Here is a 17,277-nt window from a genome sequence, read left to right on the forward strand (position 1 = left end):
GAAGCACCCGAAATAAAGAACGTTCCGGTTGAGAGCCGGAACGTTTTTTTTCGACAAATAAAATTTAAAAAGTTTAGGGTTGCTGTTACATATTGCCTTCGTTTTATCCGATAAATAAGTATCGGTAATAAGACGAGGAGAGAGACGAATATGAAAATTTCAGTTGGTTTAAAATTGGTTATTTTGGCAGCTGTTCCTTTGTTTTTTTATACGATGACCGGACTTATGCTTTTGGGAGAGCAACGGAAAGTATTCGACGATATGAAGTCGTCCATACACGAAACCTCCAATCAGGTTAGCAGGCTCATGCTTAATGCAGACCGCGATCTCTATCAAGCCAACAATGCTTATCTTCTGATCGAATCGGGCGCGTTGGACGCGGCCTCGCTAAAAACGATGAATGAAGAGATGATTGCGAACAAGGATCAAGCAATCGAGAGAGTCGCTTCCGCGAAGACGTTGATGGAATCCGCTGGATTGCTCCAACTGGACAAAGGAGAATCCGCTGCGAAAGTCGGCGACATTTTGAATTCGTTTGATGACAACTATAACGCATGGTTTTCGGCGGCCTCTGCGGCAGCAAATGACGGCAAACCGCTTGCCGTAAATCCGGAAGTCGACTCCTTGTTCCAGACCGCCCGCACCGGCGTAGACGAAGTCGTGAAGAACATTGAAGCCTTTGCGGACGAGAAGATGGAGGAGATCGAATCAAACCTGGACTCCTCGCAGCTCTTTACGTTTGTCGCTGTCATCGTCGTTACTTTGCTGCTTCTCGTTATGCTGATCCTGATTACGCGCGCGATGACCTCTACGATCAGAAAAGTACTCGAAAAGACCAACCTGGTGAGCCAAGGAGATCTGACATCGCCGCGCGCCGCCAAGTATGGCAAAGACGAGCTTGGACGGATCCTCCATTCCGTGGACGACATGATCGAGAGGATGCATGGATTGATCTCGGGCGTCGTCAAGAACGCCTCCGAAGTTAAAAGTTCCTCCACGCGCTTATCGATCGCTGCATCGGAGTCCGCGGCGGCATCGGAGCATGTGGCGGGACAAATCGCGGAAGTAACGCAAAATTCCGAGATGCAGGCACGGGGCGCCGCAGAGACTTCTCGCGCCATCGAAGAGATGACGGTTGGCATCGGCCGCATCGCGGAAAATACGTCGACTATGGCGGATCACTCCGCTTCCACTTCGATAGAAGCAGACGAAGGCCGTGAAGCGCTGAATCGTTTGGAAGAACGAATGCAAGGCATGGTTGATGTCATTCATCGCCTCTCCGGCATTATTGAAACGCTCGAGAAGCGTTCCGGACAGATCGGCTCCATCGCGGAAAACATTACGACTTTCTCGAACCAAACGAACATTCTGTCGCTTAACGCATCTATCGAAGCTGCTCGCGCCGGCGAACATGGCAAAGGCTTTGCAGTCGTTGCCGGCGAGATTCGCAAGCTTGCCGCAAGCTCTCTCGCATCTGCGGAAGGCATTAACGATCTCGTAACGGAAACAAGAGGGGAGATCGCCAACGCTTCGGACGTTATGCGTCAAACGCTTGCAGAGGTGGAAGATGGCAATAATCGCGTCGCTCAGCTGAACCTCCGCTTAAATGCGATTAGTGCCGCAGTCAACAAGATGACGGAGCAGCTGCAAGAAAGCTCGGCGATAACGGAGCAGATGTCCGCGAGCTCCGAGCAGGTAAGCGCGTCTTCGGAACAATCGGCGGCTACGGCTGCCGCAAGTCTGGAGAAAACGGAAAACGTAGCGGCTGCTACGGAAGAGCAGCTGGCGCTGACGGACAATATTGCAGACGCATCCCGCACGCTGGATCATATCGTGGATCAACTGGGAGCGGCCGTTGGCCAATTTAAAGTGAAGGCATAGATGGACATCTTGCTGTTCCGTTATTCCCTGCGGAGCAGCCTTCTTTTTGCTAACGAAAAAAGTTAGGGATAAATGCCCAAGATGCGTAACTTTTTCTTGGTCTATTCCGTCTATGATGTAAGATTAGAAATATGAAGATAGAGAATGCGGGAGGGGTATGCCGGTACGGAACAGCAAACGATGAAACAAGAGATGATCGAGCAAACTCCGAACAGCAGCGTTGACTCTGCCCAAGGTAAGCAGGGCGAAGATAGCGCAACTGGCGGACCATTGCTGTTAGTTAACCAAGTGGAACGAATGTTCCAGGTTGGCAGCAGTACGCTGCATGTCCTCAAGGGCATTCAGATGTCCGTTATGCCCAATCAGCTTGTCATGCTGAAGGGTCGTTCTGGCTCGGGCAAAACGACGCTGCTCAACTGCCTTGGAGGATTGGATACGCCGAGCAAGGGAGAAATCTTATTTAATGGCCTTCCTTTCAGCCGAATGAGCGACGACGAGCGAACCCATGTAAGGCGCAGGCAGATGGGCTTTATTTTCCAGGCGTTCGCGTTAATGCCCTTGCTTTCTGCCTGGGAGAACGTTGAGCTCTCGCTTCGCATGGCGGGAACGCCAAGGTCGGAATGGAAGAGTCGAGTTGAACAGTGCCTTGAGCTGGTCGGCCTGGAGAAGCGGATGCATCATCGTCCATTCGAGCTTTCCGGCGGCGAGCAGCAACGCGTAGCTATCGCGAAGGCCATCGCTCACAAGCCGCTTTTGCTGCTCGCCGACGAGCCAACTGCAGAGCTGGATACGGGAATGTCCGCACAAATCATGTCGGTTTTCCAAAATATCATCACAACAGAAAACGTCTCAATTTGCATGACAACACATGATCCTACGATTTTGGAGGTTGCCGACCATGTCTATGAAATGGTGGACGGGAAGTTTATCTAAACAGTCCATAATAGCCGCGCTGAGCGTATCGCTGGTGTTCGCAGGGGGATGCTCGCTGCTGCCTGACGAGAAAGCGGAGGAGGTGCTGCCGGAGATCGTTCCGCCTCAAATTTCGAAAAAGCCGGAATACGAGGTAACGACGAAGACGTTGGAAACAAAGGTCCAGGTCATCGGCAAAGTGATTTCCACCCAGGAAGAAACGTTATATTTTACGCTCGAAAATAAACACTTGAAAGAGCTCTACGTCAAAACGGGCGATACCGTGCAAGCGGGAGACCTCATTGGAGAGCTTGATGTCGAGGATTTAAAGAAGACGCTCCGCAATGAGAGACTCGCGTTCAAACGCGAAGAGAATGCCATGAAGGAAACGCTCCGAATGCGCGACGAGATGGAGCCGCTTGAGTTCGAGGAGAAACAAATCGCCTTCGAGGAGAAACGTCAGAAGCTCGTTGACATGGAGGAAGAGATCGCGAAAGCGACGATCGTGGCCCCTTATTCGGGGACAATCGTATCGGTAAGCGCGCAAAAAGGCGATGTCATCAAAGCCTACGCCCCGATCGCCATCGTAGCGGATACCGCTCTTATGACGCCGGCGGCCAAGCTGACGAAAACGGAGCTCGAAAAGATTGCTCCGGGAATGGAAGCTGTCGTAACGATCAGCAGCGTTGGCAACTTCAAGGGAACGGTTAAGCAGATGCCGGTGAAAACGACGGAAGGCAATAACGGCAACAATCCGCCTCAAGGGGAAAATAAGCCGGAACGTCCCGAGGATTTCATGATTGTTGACCTCCCGGAATTGCCGAAAGACATTGCGCGCGGTACGCCGATCTCCATTAATATCATTACGAAACGGACGGAAAATGCAGTCGTTATTCCGCCTTCCACTCTCCGTAACATCGGTTCGCGCACTTATGTTCAAGTTATCGATAATGAAGGCAAACGCGAGGTGGACGTCGAGGTCGGCCAGCAGACTGCAACGGATATCGAAATCTTGCAGGGGCTGAAGCCGGGTCAGAAAGTCGTAGGTCGATAAAACATGGGTATTCCGCTGTTTCGATTCATATTCCGCAAGATGTGGAATACAAGATGGCTGACGTTAAGCACGCTTGCGGGACTTACGATGGCGGTCGCGTTCGCGACAAGCATTCCGATGTATGCGGACGGAGCGCTTAAGCGCGTCGTCGCCCAGTCGCTGCAGGAAAAGAGCACCGGCATGCCGGCTGGCTCGCTGCTCATGCGTTTTCAATCCACGCCGGGCGAGAAGACGGACCTGACGGCATTGGCCGAGCTGGAGCGGTACATTAAAGAAGAAGTTCCGCAAAGCATTGGTTTTACATATGACACGTACCAGAAAACGTATTCTATCCGCAGCTCCGATGTTGTACCGGAGGATCCCAGCAAGGTCGATGCAGGCCGCAACAGGCAATTGTCTCTGATGACAATGTCAGGCCTCGCCGAACATGGCGAGATCGCGCAGGGCAAGTGGTTCGACGAAGGAGCAGGAGACGGAGAAATCATCGAAGCCGTCATGATGGAGGAGGCGATGTACCGCAACGACATCCATATTGGCGATATATTCGAATACCCGGTATACGGCGGGCTTAACCTGACGCTACGGGTTAAGATCGTCGGCGCCTTTAATCCAGTCGATGCCGCTAACCCTTACTGGTATCAAGGTCTGGAAGGGCTGCTTGGCTCGCTGCAGGTCAGCGAAGCCGTCTTCCACAAGGTGCTGCTCGAGAAGCTTGGCATACCGCTGCATAACGGCGGCTGGTATTACGCATTCGATCTGTCCGAGGTGAAGACGAGTCAATTGTCTCCGCTTGGCAGAACGCTGGAGCGGCTTAACATCGAGCTCTACCAGCGCATGAAGGATACGCGTGTGGAAATTTCGTTCGCGTCCACATTGACGGAATTCCGCAAGCAAAGCTTGCAGCTTCAGACGTTGCTGTTCACGCTTGCCGCGCCGATGATTGCGATGGTATTCTACTTCATCGCGATGAATGCGCGCCAATCGTTGGATAAGCAGCGCAGCGACATCGCCGTGTTGCGAAGCAGAGGCGCAGGAACGCGGCAGATCATATGGATTTATCTGCTGGAGGGCCTGATGCTAGGTGCTGTTGCTTTGGCTACGGGACCTTTTATCGGCTGGTTCATGGCAAAAAGCATCGGCTCTGCTAACGGTTTCCTGTCGTTCGTCAACCGGGCATCGATTCCGGTCGGCTTTTCGACGGAAGCCATCATCGCAGGTTGCGCCGCGGTATTGCTGGCTATTCTAGCGACAGTAATCCCGGCCGTCATCTACGCGCGTTCCTCCATCGTGAGCTACAAGCAGGAGCTCGCGCGTTCGGACCGCAAGCCGGTTTGGCAGCGTTGGTTCCTTGACGTGCTGCTGCTCGGGGCGGCTGGTTATGGTTGGTATATGTTTAATGAACGTCAAATGCTGACGTTCCAGACGGGCATGACGACGGATCAGCTTAATGTGCAGCCGTTTCTGTTCTTCGTGCCGGCGTTAGCGATATTCGCGTTAGGTTTGTTCTTCCTGAGGCTGTTCCCATGGCTGCTTAAGTTGTTCAACTGGCTCGGTCGCAAGTTCCTTCCGGTGCCGTTGTACTTGACGCTGACGCAGCTGTCGAGATCGTCCAAAGGGTATTACCCGTTAATGATTTTGCTTGTGCTGACACTCGGTCTTGGCGTATACAATGCGTCTGCCGCACGTACGATTGATCTCAACTCGACCGAACGCACCCTATATAAATACGGATCGGATGTCATTATTCAGACCGTATGGGACGGAACCGCCGAAGTAACGCAGCCAAGCGGAGGCAATGGCGGCAATGGCGGTAATGGCGGCGGAGGCAACGGTGGCGGCAACGGAGGTGGCGGCGGAGGCAATGGAGGAGGTCCCGGCGGCGGAGGCAATGGAGGCGGAGTGCCTACGCGTATTCTGTACAACGAGCCGCCATTCGAGATCTTCCGGACATTGGATGGCGTGGAAGCGGCCGCCCGCGTGCTGAAGTCCAAGGGTAATGTCGTTATCTCCGGAAAGTCGATCGGCCAAGGAACCATTCTTGGCATCGACAACAAGGACTTCTCCGAAGTTGGTTGGTTCCGGGATGACCTGTACCCGGTGCATCCGTTCCACTACCTGGCGAATCTTGGCCTAGTGGAGCATGCCGCGATCATTCCTACCGGAGTTGCAGAGAAGTACCAGCTTAAGCTGGGCGACACCGTATCCGTTGGTTTCACCGATGGCATGATCGATTTCTCGGTAGTGGGCATCTTGCCTTACTGGCCGAGTCAGTATCCGGACAAATCGCCATTCATTATTACGAATCTCGATTATATCTATGACCAGCTTCCGATCATGCCTTACGAGGTATGGCTTAAGATGAAACCGGACGCGTTGGTCGCGCCGATCGTCGACAAGCTGCAGAAGGAAGGCATTGAGCTCGCTTCTGTAGATGATGTAAGGACGGAACTCATAACCGAGTCCAAACATCCGACGCGCGGCGGGGTATTCGGCATTCTGAGCTTAGGGTTTCTTGTATCCGTCGTAATCACGCTTGCCGGATACATTCTATATTGGTTCTTTAATCTATCCGGTCGTGTCGTGCAGTTTGGCGTATTGCGAGCGATGGGTTTGTCGCGTAAGCAGCTTACCGGCATGATGCTTCTGGAGCAGTTGTTCACCGCGGGTCTTGCTATCGGTCTCGGCATCGTGATCGGAAAAGTCGTCAGCTTGATCTTCCTGCCGTTCCTGCAGACTGCGGATAACGTCGCGGAGACTGTACCGCCTTTCCGGGTCGTGTTCGAGGCAAGCGATACAAATCAGTTGTTCTACGTCGTTGGTTTTATGATGTTCGTAGGCGCGTTGCTGCTCTTCCTGCACATCCGAAGATTGAAGGTACACCAAGCGGTCAAGATGGGAGAGGAGCGTTAACGGTCCATGATTCATTGCGAAGGGTTAGTCAAAATTTATAAAACGGATGATCTCGAGGTCGTTGCGCTTCAAGGCTTGAACTTGACGGTCGAGGATGGCGAGCTGATGGCGATCATCGGCAACAGCGGCAGCGGCAAGTCGACGCTCTTGAATACACTGGGCGGGCTCGACCGTCCCTCGGCAGGTCAGGTAAAGGTTGGGCCTTGGGACTTGCTCAAAATTACGGAAGAGGAACTCGTTCAATACAAGCGCGAAACTGTAGGGTTCATCTGGCAGAACAACGCCAGGAACCTGCTGCCTTACTTGACGGCGCTTGAGAATGTCGAGATGCCGATGATGCTTTCCGGCAAAGTCGATCGCGAATATGCAAAGCAATTGCTGGAGTGGGTCGGCTTGAAGGAGCGGATGTACAATAAGCTCCATCAATTGTCGGGCGGCGAGCAGCAACGCGTGGCGATCGCCATCTCCTTGTCCAATCGTCCCAAACTCCTGCTCGCGGATGAGCCGACCGGCTCCGTTGATACCGCGACGTCGGATATGATCATGGGGATTTTCCGGAAGCTTAATCGCGAGATTGGCGTCACCATCGTCATCGTTACGCATGACATGACGCTTGCAAGCAAGGTCGATCGGGTTGTTGCCATACGAGATGGACTAACGAGCACCGAATTTATTAAACGGAATCCGAATATCGGTCTAGATGGATCCGATTCCGTGCAGCCGACTGCGAAAGGTCTGACGGGCGTGCATGAAGCTTATGTAGTCGTCGACCGGGTAGGGCGGCTGCAAGTGCCCAAGGAATTTCTTACTGCACTGGGCATTAAGGATAAAGCAACAATGGAATTCGACGGAGAGCGGATTATCATCTCTTCGCCAAAATTATTGGGGGGTAATGGCAATGATAAATCCTAGTAAACAATCACGTTTCTCCAGATGGACGATGCTGGGCATGTCGCTGACGCTGACTGCGGGCATGTTGTCCGCTTGTTCGGGCGGGAACGATCCTTCCGGAGCAGAAACCAGCGTTCTGCGTATTGGCGTCTTGTACGGCGGTTCTGACAATGAGCCGTACTTCCGTCAGCAGTATACCGATATGTTCGAATTCCAATACCCGAATGTCGCATTCGAGATCGTTGGGGCGATCAATTACGACAATCAAAGATTTACGCAATCCTCGGAGCCTGGCAAGCCGGCTGATCAACCTGATCCTTATGAAGAAATGAAAAAGCTGATGGAAGGGCAGAATCCGGTAGACGTCGTCGTCATCGATTACAATCTGCTCAGAAGATTTACGCAGGATAACCTGCTTAAGCCGCTTGACCCGCTCATTGCGAAGGATAAATTCGACCTTTCCGATTATGTCCCAACGGTTATCGAAGGGATTAAAGCGGCAGGAGACAACAGCATCTATGCTCTGACTCCGACATTCACATCTTCTGCGCTCTACTACAACAAAAAGCTCTTCGCAGACAAGGGTGTTGAGCCGCCGACTGACAAAATGAGCTGGAACGACGTATTCGCCAAAGCTCGTCAGGTTGCCAACGGCGAAGGCGTCGACCGTACGTTCGGCTTCTCGTTCAACCGCTGGAATTCCGACGGCTTTAATGATGTGCAGAACTATAGCACGGCGCTTCAACTAAGAACATGGGATGACAAAGGCGAAAAAATGCTTGTGAACAGCGATCAATGGGCGGAAGTATTCGACACAGTGTCTGGCCTGTATAAAGAAAAAATTGTACCGGATCAAGAGTTTATCAATCAGATGTACGAAAAAATCGCCCAAGGGGGCGGCAATGATCCGTTCTACGGCGATCTGTTCGTGCAAGGCAAAGTGGCGATGATGATCAGCGAATCTTATTACGTCAGCGAATTAAAGAAATTCAGCGATAACGCTGCAAGCATCAAGGACTTCGAAATGGTAGACTGGGATGTCGTCACGGTACCAACGCATCCGACCAATGTCGATGCCGGCGGCAACATCAATTTGAGTCAGTTGATGGCGATTAATACGAAAGCTCAAAACCCGGACGGTGCTTGGGACTTCATCAAGTTCTCCAATAGCAGAGATTGGGCGAAGCTGAAATCCAGAAGCAACTACGAGCTTGTAGCGCGTAAGGAATTCCTGAAGCCGGTAGGCGGCATGACGTACAATATCGATGCCTTTACGCTTCTGAAGCCGCTTCCGCCTTCCTCTGTCAATGAAGAAGCGATTTACCGCGAAAAGCCAGGTATCTGGGAAGCTCGGCAAATTGGTTACGAAATGTTCCAGAAGGTGCTTGAAGGCACTATGGAGACAAAAGCGGCACTGGCCGAGTGGGAAACACGAGGCAATGCGATTCTCGCCGGACAATCCGAGATGGGAGAAGGCGGCGGTGTCGGCATTCCGAGACCTTTAGATGACGTTAAAGTCGAGGCAACGGTTGAAGAAGCTGTAGTCGCAGAGTAAACGAATCGTGATAGTTTAATCGAAAATCCCCATGCACATGTTAGTCTTGTGCATGGGGATTTTTTTTATGGATTTAACCATCGCGGAGCTGAAAGGACTGGTAAGCGGTCCAGCCTCCTTGCTCCGTCTGGTAGAGCAAATGAACGCGATCGATGACCGTTGTAAGCTTCATCTGCTTCATTCTCAGGTTGCCGTACAGGTCATGGAGCTCTCCTGGGGGCATATTCCTGCCAATCGTAATATGAGGCGTGTAGACGTAATTGTGGAGCGTCTGTGCCAGCTGTCCGGTGCAAATGGTCTCTTGGAGCGTCAAGACAGGAGCGGGGTCCTCCAAGGCGAAATAGAGCGTCGGCGTAACAGGAAAAAACGTGGATACCCGATTAAATGTGACCTTGAATGGACTTAATGACGCAGTCGACTTGGACAGATGATCGACAGCAAGCTTTAAAGTGGATTCATCCCATTCTTCGGCTTCCCGGATCGTCATATGAGGCGGAATATTGCAATAGTGGGGATCATGGCGAATTCGCCATTTATTTGCTTCGTCTTGAACGTTTTTTTCGGGAAAGACGCAAATACCGAACAGCATTCTGATCAACTCCTTATTTGCAGGTGGTTATTTCTAATAGTATACCCATTAGACTGCTTTACTAAGAACTTCTGGCAACGGACGATTGACATCAAGATGCAATGGATTTCCGGCTTTGGGGTAAACTAACTGCATATTATTCTTCGAACAGCGGGAGGGCATCATGATGAAGATACAATGGGTATATTGGCTGCGTTTATATGAGACTAAATTTCAAGCGGGCTGCTTGGTCAAGCGGATGGAAAATGATTGGTGGATCTACGGTTATGACTGCCCTCGCGAGGTAGAAGTATTCCGTTCCAAGAGAGGCAGATATGGCGTACGATTTTTACCGTGAATTTTTATAAAACTAATGCTTGACTGGAAAGGTTCACCTGTAGTATATTAATTGATGTCGCCATTAAAGATGTGGTGTTGAAAGTGGATAATTTCGCGGGGTGGAGCAGCTCGGTAGCTCGTCGGGCTCATAACCCGAAGGCCGCAGGTTCAAATCCTGCCCCCGCAACCAAACTCGACTATAACGTTATTATAACGTCTTCGAGGGCCCTTAGCTCAGTTGGTTAGAGCGGTCGGCTCATAACCGATTGGTCGGGGGTTCGAGTCCCTCAGGGCCCACCATTTTTCACACAAACATTGCTATCCTGCCGGGGTGGCGGAATTGGCAGACGCACAGGACTTAAAATCCTGCGGTAGGTGACTACCGTACCGGTTCGATCCCGGTCCTCGGCACTTCAAATGCATTTAATGGAATTACATAGCGTGACTAGCATTGAAACGAGAAATACCTTCGTCCTTATCGATGAAGGTATTTTTGTTTGTCTAGCTGTTTGTCTATCCTGCACTTCATACATTCTGACGGACATCAGAAGCACTACAACATGAAATCATGGTTATTGAAATGAATAGCGTATCTGATGTCTGTCAGTCCGTTGGAGTATGATTAGAATATGCCTTAACCTTCGCATGCAACCCCGTCGCCGTCCCGATCCAACTGAGATCGATAGCCGGGATCGCCTTTATGCAGGGGAGCAGCTCCTGCTGCCTTGACCGCCGTACAGTTCGCGTAATACGTTTCCTTCGTAGGCTGCGGTTCTTGCGATTGCTCGGCCGTCTCCGGCTCGGGAAATAGCTTAGAGGGCTTATCAACGACGAATAACACCTTCGTCCCATTCGCATATTCCGACAGTTGATTGCCTACCCAGCTTCCGGCCCCGCGATTATCGCTGGCATCGATGTAGGCGACGCTGGCTCCTTTGCCGCCCTCCTTGCACATGGCCATCGGCCATTCATCACGGTCATAACCTGATCGGGTTTCAATGCCGGCAAGCGACTCCTTACGATTAGTTTCCGCGCCTTCACGATCGATTGTACAGATATTGGAGTAACCTTGATCAATAGCACCATGAATATGGAGAGCCGTTTCCGGATATTTATCGCTTGGGAACACCAGCTCGATATCGTACTCCGTCGGTTGGGATACGTTAGTTCCCGTAGAAGTGCTGCATGCTGTCAGAAGACATAGAAGCGCAATTACAATGATGTTCTTGCTCAACAAAAAACTTAAGCTCCTCTCTTGATGACTAGATTCGTACAGGATCAACTTTGCCGATCTATATGCGCTACTTCTTTAGTGTAAAGGAATCCGGAAGTTTCTACAATATTGGCACGCACAAAAAAACTCCCGGACAGGAGTCTTTATGACTATTGTCCAGAAGTTAATTTGTTTTCTTATTTGTTGCTGCTCACGCTATCGTCTGGGAAACCCGTGGAGCCGGAAGCCGAGGTGGCCGCGTCAGAAGCCAGTTGGGGCTTCAACTTGGCATCCACGTACGTCGATACTTTGGCTTCGGTAATGACTTGCGGATACATTTTGTCTGGATCCGGTTGCACGACTTCAACGCTTATTAGCGCTTTATCGCCTTCGAAGGCGATAGAAGCAATGCGCAGGCCGTAACCTGGATGCGGCAGCTGAGCAGAAACCGTAACTTTGTTTACATCCGCATTAACGGAATCGACGCTAAGCTCGAAGTCGTAGGCTGGTTGCTCTGGCTCGGGTTCGATCGGCGTTTGCTCCTCCACGAACCGGATTCCGTCGAACAGCCAACCTGCCGCTTCGCCACGCGCAATTGCTTTAGTAGGATGGAAGTTTTGTTTGTCGTCCAGGGATACGATTTTGCTGATTAGCAGCTTCTGGATGCTGTCCATGTACTTCGAGTCGATGTCCGCCTCGTCATTAATAAGCATGAAGATTTCAATGAAGGCGTAGTCGCCTTTGGTCATCATCGCTTTAAACAGGTGATGGGCGAATTGCTCTTTCGTAATTTTATCGGTCGCTTTCACGTCTTTGGGAATGCCCAAGTCGTAGAAGTCCGCAATAACGAAAGCCTGGGAGTACCAAGCATCATCTTCCAGATTAGGGTGGTTGTCGCTTGCCAGCGGCATACGAATAAAGCGTACATGATCAAGGTTAAGATCCAGGCCTTTCACAATCATGGAAATGGCAGAAGCGTAAGACAGTGTACCATTTGGCTTGAATTCGCCATCCGCATATCCGGAGAGAATCCCTTGTTCCTTTAATGCGTTGATTTTGTCAGCATTCGGATCCTTGGATACGTCGGAGAAGGCCATGACGGATTGTCCCAACGTGAAGAGCAGGACCGCGACGATCGCCATAATAAACAACGGTTTCTTTTTCATCAATTTCACCTCTGATTTTGTTTTTTGCAGCTGCATTGTCATTGACGGGAAGTTTAACCAATAGGTTGCAGGGAGGAGGGACAAATTATTATTACAATATTTTAAAGAAACTATTGACTAGCTTATCCGGATTTGATATATTATATCTTGTCACTGCGATACGATCTGTTAGCTCAGCTGGGAGAGCACTATCTTGACAGGGTAGGGGTCAGTGGTTCGAGCCCACTACAGATCATAAAGAAAAACCCTTGTACATCAAGGGTTTTTTGCTTTTTAATCTAAAAATAAAAGGTTCTTATAGCGCTTCAGGCATCAGGACAAATTTGACTGATTACACTATTGGGCAATCAAATAAAAAATGATAAAGGGTGATCAGGCATGGCAAAAGATAAAGGACCGAAAAGGCCGACTAGAGATGAATATGTGTTAGAGGAATTAGGAGAACGCCTGGTAGAGGCACATCAAGAAAAAGAAAATGTAGAACTGGAGATCTGGAATCAGGGATCGGTTGTCGGAAGGATAGTCAAGCTGGATTCCAGAACAAAATTGATTCATGTCGAGAAAGAAAATGGCGAAACAGAAAGAGTGCCATTCATGGATATTATGAAAGTGGGCAATGCGGGATAGGCTCGATAGGTTTTTCTTTTTTATAGCTGAAATTATGGGGTTCTTACAGCGCTAAAGGCGTTGTTAAGAACCCCTTTCATTTCTCGGATTAGCCCAGAAAAAACCTATGGCCGAATGGTTACCCGAGTTCCTACAGGAACAAGAGACTGAAGTTCCATCACGTCTTGATTGTACATGCGTATACAGCCATGAGATACCAAGTGACCTATGGAGCTGGGATCGTTGGTGCCATGAATGCCGTAATGCGGCTTGGAAAGTCCCATCCAGAAGGCGCCGAACGGTCCGCCAGGATTAAGCTGTTTGTTGACGATCGTGAATTCGCCTGCAGGCGTGCTAGTGACCATTCGGCCTATGCCAACGGGGTAACCGCGAACGACAGTATTATCCTCCAATAAATATAAGTGACGATCCGACAAATCAATGATGATTCTTCGATAGGGCATAGGCAGTTTCCTCCTCGTCACATCTTACGAAGAAGCATTCCAATTGGACTGGGTGAACGCACTGAAAGAAATGGGAATAAGGTTAAATAATCAGTGTTCAATCCATCGATTTCAAGTATAATGAATTCATGGTTATTGTTGGATATGGGATGATAGATGATACAAGGGGACTGGCATGGAGAAAACAATTGAGGTTAAGCCTTCGACGGGATTTGTGCCCGTTTTTGTATTTCTATTTTTTATGTACATTCAAATCTACTTATTCATCCGGACAGAACCAGGATGGGGCAGTCTATTGCTTCTATTTATAATTAGCATCTTGATTGCCTTCAGTGCGGTTGTTGCTTATTTACTAAACGCAATCATTATGAATAAGAAGCCTGCGCAGTTACATATACATCAGTCATCGTTAGAATTATTTGGCCGCCGAATAGAAGAGGATGAGTGTATGGAGGCGCTGAAACATTGGGCGATGAAGCAGGGCATTACAGTTAAATATAAGCGTTTCCCCCGATGGTTTTAACCCATAACAATAATGAGGTGAAGAGCTTGAATGAAAACAATCCATACCCATCAACGAATTTCAATCCGGGCAACAACTGGGATCAACAGCAGCCCCTTCCGAACGAACCGGCCGGCTTCTGGGTTCGGTTCGGAGCCATTTTGCTGGATGGCCTGATTATCGGGATCCCTCTAAGCGTTCTTTCCCTCATTTTAACAGGCGGTTCTTCAGGAGAATCCGTCTTCACAAATGTATTGTCTTTCTTGTATGCGTTATTACTGCCCGTCTTCTGGAATGGCTACACAGTCGGTAAAAAAATATGCAGCATTCGAATTATTAGGGTCATTAACAATGAGCCGCCGCATATCGGTAACATGTTGATGCGCAATGTTGTATGGGCTGTTATTGTCGGAGTTACATTTGGAATCGCCTTGATTGTGGATTGGTTTATGGTGGGTCTTCGCGAAGACAAACGGGGCATCCACGATTTTATAGCAGGTACTCAAGTCGTTCGTGTTTAATAAATAATTAAAACAAGCCTAGGAGGAGCGTGCGGCGATTCATCGCTGCCGCTCCTTTTTCGTTATCCATTCGCCCATACCTTATCCGCCTATCTGAATAGACTACTATCATAACTTTACTGACGGGCGGGATAATTGGTCATGGCCAAATCTAAACGAGGAAGGGAGGCTGGAGCCTCCTCCAATACCAGCAACGGGAATAACAAATCGACCATTTCATCGGATGATTTGGCGATTATTGCAGGTGTCGTCGTTGTAATTGGCGATCTTCTTGCCTTATGGGCTCTTCTTCTGGCAAAGAAGGAGGACGATAGTCAAGCCGAAGAGGAAGGATTGCTCGCGTTGATATCCGGCAAAAGGTCTCGAAGGAAGAAGCGATGACTCTCCTCCGTTGTTCGCAGTCGGCAGTTTTGGGAATATTTCTAAGGGTGTCGAGGCAAGCTAACTCCGTACCGATTGTAAATATTCGGGAGGAGTGATCAGGTATGGATCAGAATCAAATTTCGGAAGATGCAAGAGAGACGATTGTAGCGGTTCAGAAAAATGGTGATGGTGATTTAACGGCATTTAAAACGTCCTCGGGTCGTCAATTGGACTATGCAACGGCCTTGCAGGAAGTACAAGCTGGTCGAATCTCCGGCGTTAATGCTTTCAAAGGCAGGGATGGAGAAACGTATCTGCGCGGCGATGCCGATGGCGATCCAACCAACAACCTGGATCAGTTGCCGCTATTCTAGATAACCAGGAATTCTGACGATCAAACGTTTGCGAGCGACCCCGATCTTCTATGGAATTGGTGCAAAGGAGTTCTTCTCCCGATCGCCTGCTCTATATGAAGGATCGGGGTTGTTTGGCTTGAGCTACAACTTGTGTTTCTCGCCTTGCTCCACAATACGCATTGCCCCGGTTTTTCCCCGGTAATCCTCAAGCGCGTCTCCATAATGCATGAGATAGATATGATCCTGGATTTCCCGAGGCAGCGTCAGCAGCTCGCCCAAGCAGGCATGGACAACCCCGGGCGATTCAAGCTGACAATCATGATAGACAGTCGTAACCCCCGCTTGTACCAGATTTGTTAGAAGCTCTCCATTAAACACCATGTCTGCCGTATAAAAAAATGTCTCATTAAAGAGGAAAGAGTAGCTGTCTTTACCAGGTATATGCTCCGTTTTTATTAACTTAACATGCAGTCCCGGCGCAAGCTCATAAGTTTGGCCGTGTGTCAGCGGTCGCACGTCGAAGAAATGATCAAGGGCATTAAGCTCTCCTTGCACTAATCCGCCTCTCAGCGTATGCTCCCAAAGCGGTTGGGCGAGGGACTCCTCGATATAGAGGAGGGGCTTGCGGCCGTATTTGAACATCATTTGGAACGCAAGCTCTTCGAGTCCTCCAACATGATCTGCATGAATATGGCTGATCAGCACCGCATCGATCTCTGCGAACGTGACTCCATGGTCATGCAGAGCCTTAGGCAGCGTTATACCGCAATCCACAAGCAGACGATAATTTCCCGACTCTATTAAAGCGTTGTTATTATTGTATCGTTTGGCGAAAGCGCTGCCTGTTCCAAGCATCGTTATGTACATATATTCACACTCCTATTGCTCGTATGGTTATTTTTGCCGTTACTCTCTCTACTGTAACAAAATTTGCGAGAGCTTGCCATTTCCAGGTGCAACATTCCGTCCTCATTCATACGATGTTGAAGCTGGACCTAAAGGGAGAGGATGGTCAGGATGAGCAAAGGCGGCAAAGGAAAAAGCGTGAAGAAAAAAAAGGGGGCAAGCGACCACAAACAGGTTCATTATAAGCTGGTGTTGTCGGAGAGCTGCAGAGTATGCAAGACGCCTTGCGCCAAAGGGATGAACTACTTGGCGCGTATGCAAGAGCCTGGTGCAGTGGGCAAAGGGGTGCCGTGCATCCTGACCAGAACATACGGGTAATACTCTTTGATTGTATTTCCCAGGCAAGCGCAGTATTCAACAGCATTTGACAATGGATCATATTTATGATTTTGACGAAAAAATGATAAAAAATGAGCGCAACTTTGTTGGACAGCAAGAGTATAAATTTACATCCAGAATAGGCGGATGGGGGTTTATGCAGCGATGAAGTTCAGGAAAATTGCGATAATGCTAACGTTGCTGTCCATATGGGGCGGCACAATGATATTCGCGGACGCCACTACCCAGAAGGTACGCGTTATGATCAATGGCACAGAGCAGGATGAGGGCGGCGTATTATTGGAAGGAAAGACGTATTTGCCGCTGCGCCAGATTGCGGAAGCGATGGGAGCCATCGTCCGATGGGACGAAAACAATAAGCGGGCGATTCTTTACAAGCCGAACGTCCATATGTTTCTGTACAATGGCAGTCAGCCGTTCGGCGGCGTGAACAAAGGATATCAGGGCAAAATTAAAGTATTCTCCCAAATTGACAATGTGAAGACCGATCTTGCTTCCGTAAAGGTAACGATTGAGGATCCGTCTGGCAAGGAGCGGTTTATTCAAAGCGAGAATGTGACGAACAACAACGATTCCTTCTGGTTCATCACGGATGAATTCGATTACAAGTTCGAAGCCACGGGCAAATATAAAGTACGATTCTATATGCGTCTGTCGAACTCGGAAGATTGGGTAGTCGTATCGGAGAAGCTCATCACTTCCTCATCCAAAGGTTAACTGCATTAATTATC

At 49.6% G+C, this 17,277-nt stretch carries 19 protein-coding genes, 4 tRNA genes and 1 pseudogene; 18 read left to right on the forward strand and 6 right to left on the reverse strand.

Going from position 1 to position 17,277, the window contains the following annotated elements; translation table 11 throughout:
• The first annotated feature begins 150 nt into the window (after positions 1-150).
• The 6 genes from KJW29_RS06375 (at position 151) to KJW29_RS06400 (ending at position 9,203) form a co-directional block, all read left to right on the forward strand.
• Positions 151-1,881: a methyl-accepting chemotaxis protein gene (locus tag KJW29_RS06375; protein WP_214629163.1), complete on the forward strand. Its 1,731-nt coding sequence runs from the start codon at positions 151-153 to the stop codon at positions 1,879-1,881.
• 144 nt (positions 1,882-2,025) lie between these two features.
• A complete protein-coding gene (locus tag KJW29_RS06380; RefSeq protein WP_246608612.1) occupies positions 2,026-2,814 on the forward strand; it encodes an ABC transporter ATP-binding protein in 789 nt (262 codons plus the stop codon).
• The gene (locus KJW29_RS06385) at positions 2,780-3,847 is read left to right on the forward strand and encodes an efflux RND transporter periplasmic adaptor subunit (protein WP_108991530.1); all 1,068 of its coding nucleotides are present in this window, start codon (positions 2,780-2,782) and stop codon (positions 3,845-3,847) included. Before KJW29_RS06380 ends, KJW29_RS06385 begins: the two co-directional genes overlap by 35 nt.
• Positions 3,848-3,850: 3 nt before the next feature.
• Positions 3,851-6,757, forward strand: coding sequence for an ABC transporter permease (locus tag KJW29_RS06390; protein ID WP_214629164.1), 2,907 nt, complete (start codon positions 3,851-3,853; stop codon positions 6,755-6,757).
• A 6-nt stretch (positions 6,758-6,763) separates the two neighbouring features.
• The gene (locus KJW29_RS06395) at positions 6,764-7,669 is read left to right on the forward strand and encodes an ABC transporter ATP-binding protein (RefSeq protein ID WP_087567718.1); all 906 of its coding nucleotides are present in this window, start codon (positions 6,764-6,766) and stop codon (positions 7,667-7,669) included.
• Complete coding sequence (locus KJW29_RS06400; RefSeq protein WP_214629165.1) at positions 7,656-9,203, forward strand: ABC transporter substrate-binding protein; 1,548 nt, start codon at positions 7,656-7,658, stop codon at positions 9,201-9,203. Before KJW29_RS06395 ends, KJW29_RS06400 begins: the two co-directional genes overlap by 14 nt.
• A 73-nt stretch (positions 9,204-9,276) precedes the next feature.
• Here KJW29_RS06400 and KJW29_RS06405 read toward each other — a convergent pair whose 3' ends face one another.
• Positions 9,277-9,792: a 2'-5' RNA ligase family protein gene (locus KJW29_RS06405; protein WP_214629166.1), complete on the reverse strand. Its 516-nt coding sequence runs from the start codon at positions 9,790-9,792 to the stop codon at positions 9,277-9,279.
• Between the two features lie 163 nt (positions 9,793-9,955).
• Here KJW29_RS06405 and KJW29_RS06410 point away from each other — a divergent pair, with 163 nt between their 5' ends.
• From KJW29_RS06410 to KJW29_RS06425, 4 genes are all read left to right on the forward strand, one after another.
• Positions 9,956-10,129 (forward strand): hypothetical protein, encoded by a 174-nt coding sequence (locus KJW29_RS06410; RefSeq protein ID WP_214631461.1) that lies wholly within the window; start codon positions 9,956-9,958, stop codon positions 10,127-10,129.
• Positions 10,130-10,223: 94 nt separating this feature from the next.
• Positions 10,224-10,300, forward strand: a tRNA-Met gene (locus KJW29_RS06415).
• Between the two features lie 33 nt (positions 10,301-10,333).
• Positions 10,334-10,410, forward strand: a tRNA-Ile gene (locus KJW29_RS06420).
• Between the two features lie 25 nt (positions 10,411-10,435).
• Positions 10,436-10,521: transfer RNA gene (locus KJW29_RS06425), tRNA-Leu, on the forward strand.
• A 223-nt stretch (positions 10,522-10,744) separates the two neighbouring features.
• On the opposite strand, the gene KJW29_RS36605 is transcribed toward KJW29_RS06425, so the two are convergent.
• The 3 genes and pseudogenes from KJW29_RS36605 to KJW29_RS06435 all read right to left on the reverse strand — a co-directional run bounded on the left by KJW29_RS36605 (position 10,745) and on the right by KJW29_RS06435 (position 12,489).
• Positions 10,745-10,951 carry an excalibur calcium-binding domain-containing protein gene (locus KJW29_RS36605; RefSeq protein WP_246608811.1) on the reverse strand — a complete coding sequence of 69 codons (207 nt, stop codon included), beginning with the start codon at positions 10,949-10,951 and terminating at the stop codon, positions 10,745-10,747.
• Positions 10,937-11,386: pseudogene (locus tag KJW29_RS36610) on the reverse strand (NucA/NucB deoxyribonuclease domain-containing protein); the annotation flags it as partial. The gene KJW29_RS36605 and the pseudogene KJW29_RS36610, both read right to left, overlap by 15 nt.
• A 134-nt stretch (positions 11,387-11,520) precedes the next feature.
• Positions 11,521-12,489, reverse strand: coding sequence for an S-layer homology domain-containing protein (locus KJW29_RS06435; RefSeq protein WP_246608613.1), 969 nt, complete (start codon positions 12,487-12,489; stop codon positions 11,521-11,523).
• 162 nt (positions 12,490-12,651) lie between these two features.
• Between KJW29_RS06435 and KJW29_RS06440 the strand changes: the two genes are divergently transcribed.
• Both KJW29_RS06440 and KJW29_RS06445 read left to right on the forward strand, forming a co-directional pair.
• A tRNA-Val gene (locus tag KJW29_RS06440) sits at positions 12,652-12,724 on the forward strand.
• 143 nt (positions 12,725-12,867) lie between these two features.
• Positions 12,868-13,116 carry a YolD-like family protein gene (locus tag KJW29_RS06445; protein ID WP_214629168.1) on the forward strand — a complete coding sequence of 83 codons (249 nt, stop codon included), beginning with the start codon at positions 12,868-12,870 and terminating at the stop codon, positions 13,114-13,116.
• 104 nt (positions 13,117-13,220) lie between these two features.
• On the opposite strand, the gene KJW29_RS06450 is transcribed toward KJW29_RS06445, so the two are convergent.
• The gene (locus tag KJW29_RS06450; RefSeq protein ID WP_087567723.1) at positions 13,221-13,559 is read right to left on the reverse strand and encodes a L,D-transpeptidase; all 339 of its coding nucleotides are present in this window, start codon (positions 13,557-13,559) and stop codon (positions 13,221-13,223) included.
• Positions 13,560-13,734: 175 nt separating this feature from the next.
• Here KJW29_RS06450 and KJW29_RS06455 point away from each other — a divergent pair, with 175 nt between their 5' ends.
• From KJW29_RS06455 to KJW29_RS06470, 4 genes are all read left to right on the forward strand, one after another.
• Entirely contained in the window at positions 13,735-14,082 is a 348-nt protein-coding gene (locus KJW29_RS06455; protein ID WP_214629169.1) for a hypothetical protein, read from the forward strand.
• A gap of 26 nt (positions 14,083-14,108) precedes the next feature.
• Positions 14,109-14,582, forward strand: coding sequence for an RDD family protein (locus KJW29_RS06460; RefSeq protein ID WP_281426336.1), 474 nt, complete (start codon positions 14,109-14,111; stop codon positions 14,580-14,582).
• Positions 14,583-14,723: 141 nt separating this feature from the next.
• Entirely contained in the window at positions 14,724-14,963 is a 240-nt protein-coding gene (locus tag KJW29_RS06465) for a hypothetical protein (protein ID WP_214629171.1), read from the forward strand.
• A gap of 104 nt (positions 14,964-15,067) precedes the next feature.
• Positions 15,068-15,319: a DUF3892 domain-containing protein gene (locus KJW29_RS06470; RefSeq protein WP_087567726.1), complete on the forward strand. Its 252-nt coding sequence runs from the start codon at positions 15,068-15,070 to the stop codon at positions 15,317-15,319.
• A gap of 123 nt (positions 15,320-15,442) precedes the next feature.
• Here KJW29_RS06470 and KJW29_RS06475 read toward each other — a convergent pair whose 3' ends face one another.
• Positions 15,443-16,168: an MBL fold metallo-hydrolase gene (locus KJW29_RS06475; RefSeq protein ID WP_214629172.1), complete on the reverse strand. Its 726-nt coding sequence runs from the start codon at positions 16,166-16,168 to the stop codon at positions 15,443-15,445.
• A gap of 150 nt (positions 16,169-16,318) precedes the next feature.
• On the opposite strand from KJW29_RS06475, the gene KJW29_RS06480 reads away from it, so the two are divergent.
• Both KJW29_RS06480 and KJW29_RS06485 read left to right on the forward strand, forming a co-directional pair.
• Entirely contained in the window at positions 16,319-16,525 is a 207-nt protein-coding gene (locus KJW29_RS06480) for a hypothetical protein (protein WP_214629173.1), read from the forward strand.
• Between the two features lie 165 nt (positions 16,526-16,690).
• A complete protein-coding gene (locus KJW29_RS06485) occupies positions 16,691-17,263 on the forward strand; it encodes a stalk domain-containing protein (protein ID WP_214629174.1) in 573 nt (190 codons plus the stop codon).
• Positions 17,264-17,277 lie beyond the last annotated feature (14 nt).

The organism is Paenibacillus agaridevorans, assembly GCF_018604145.1.
GTDB classification, from domain to species: Bacteria; Bacillota; Bacilli; order Paenibacillales; family Paenibacillaceae; genus Pristimantibacillus; species Pristimantibacillus agaridevorans.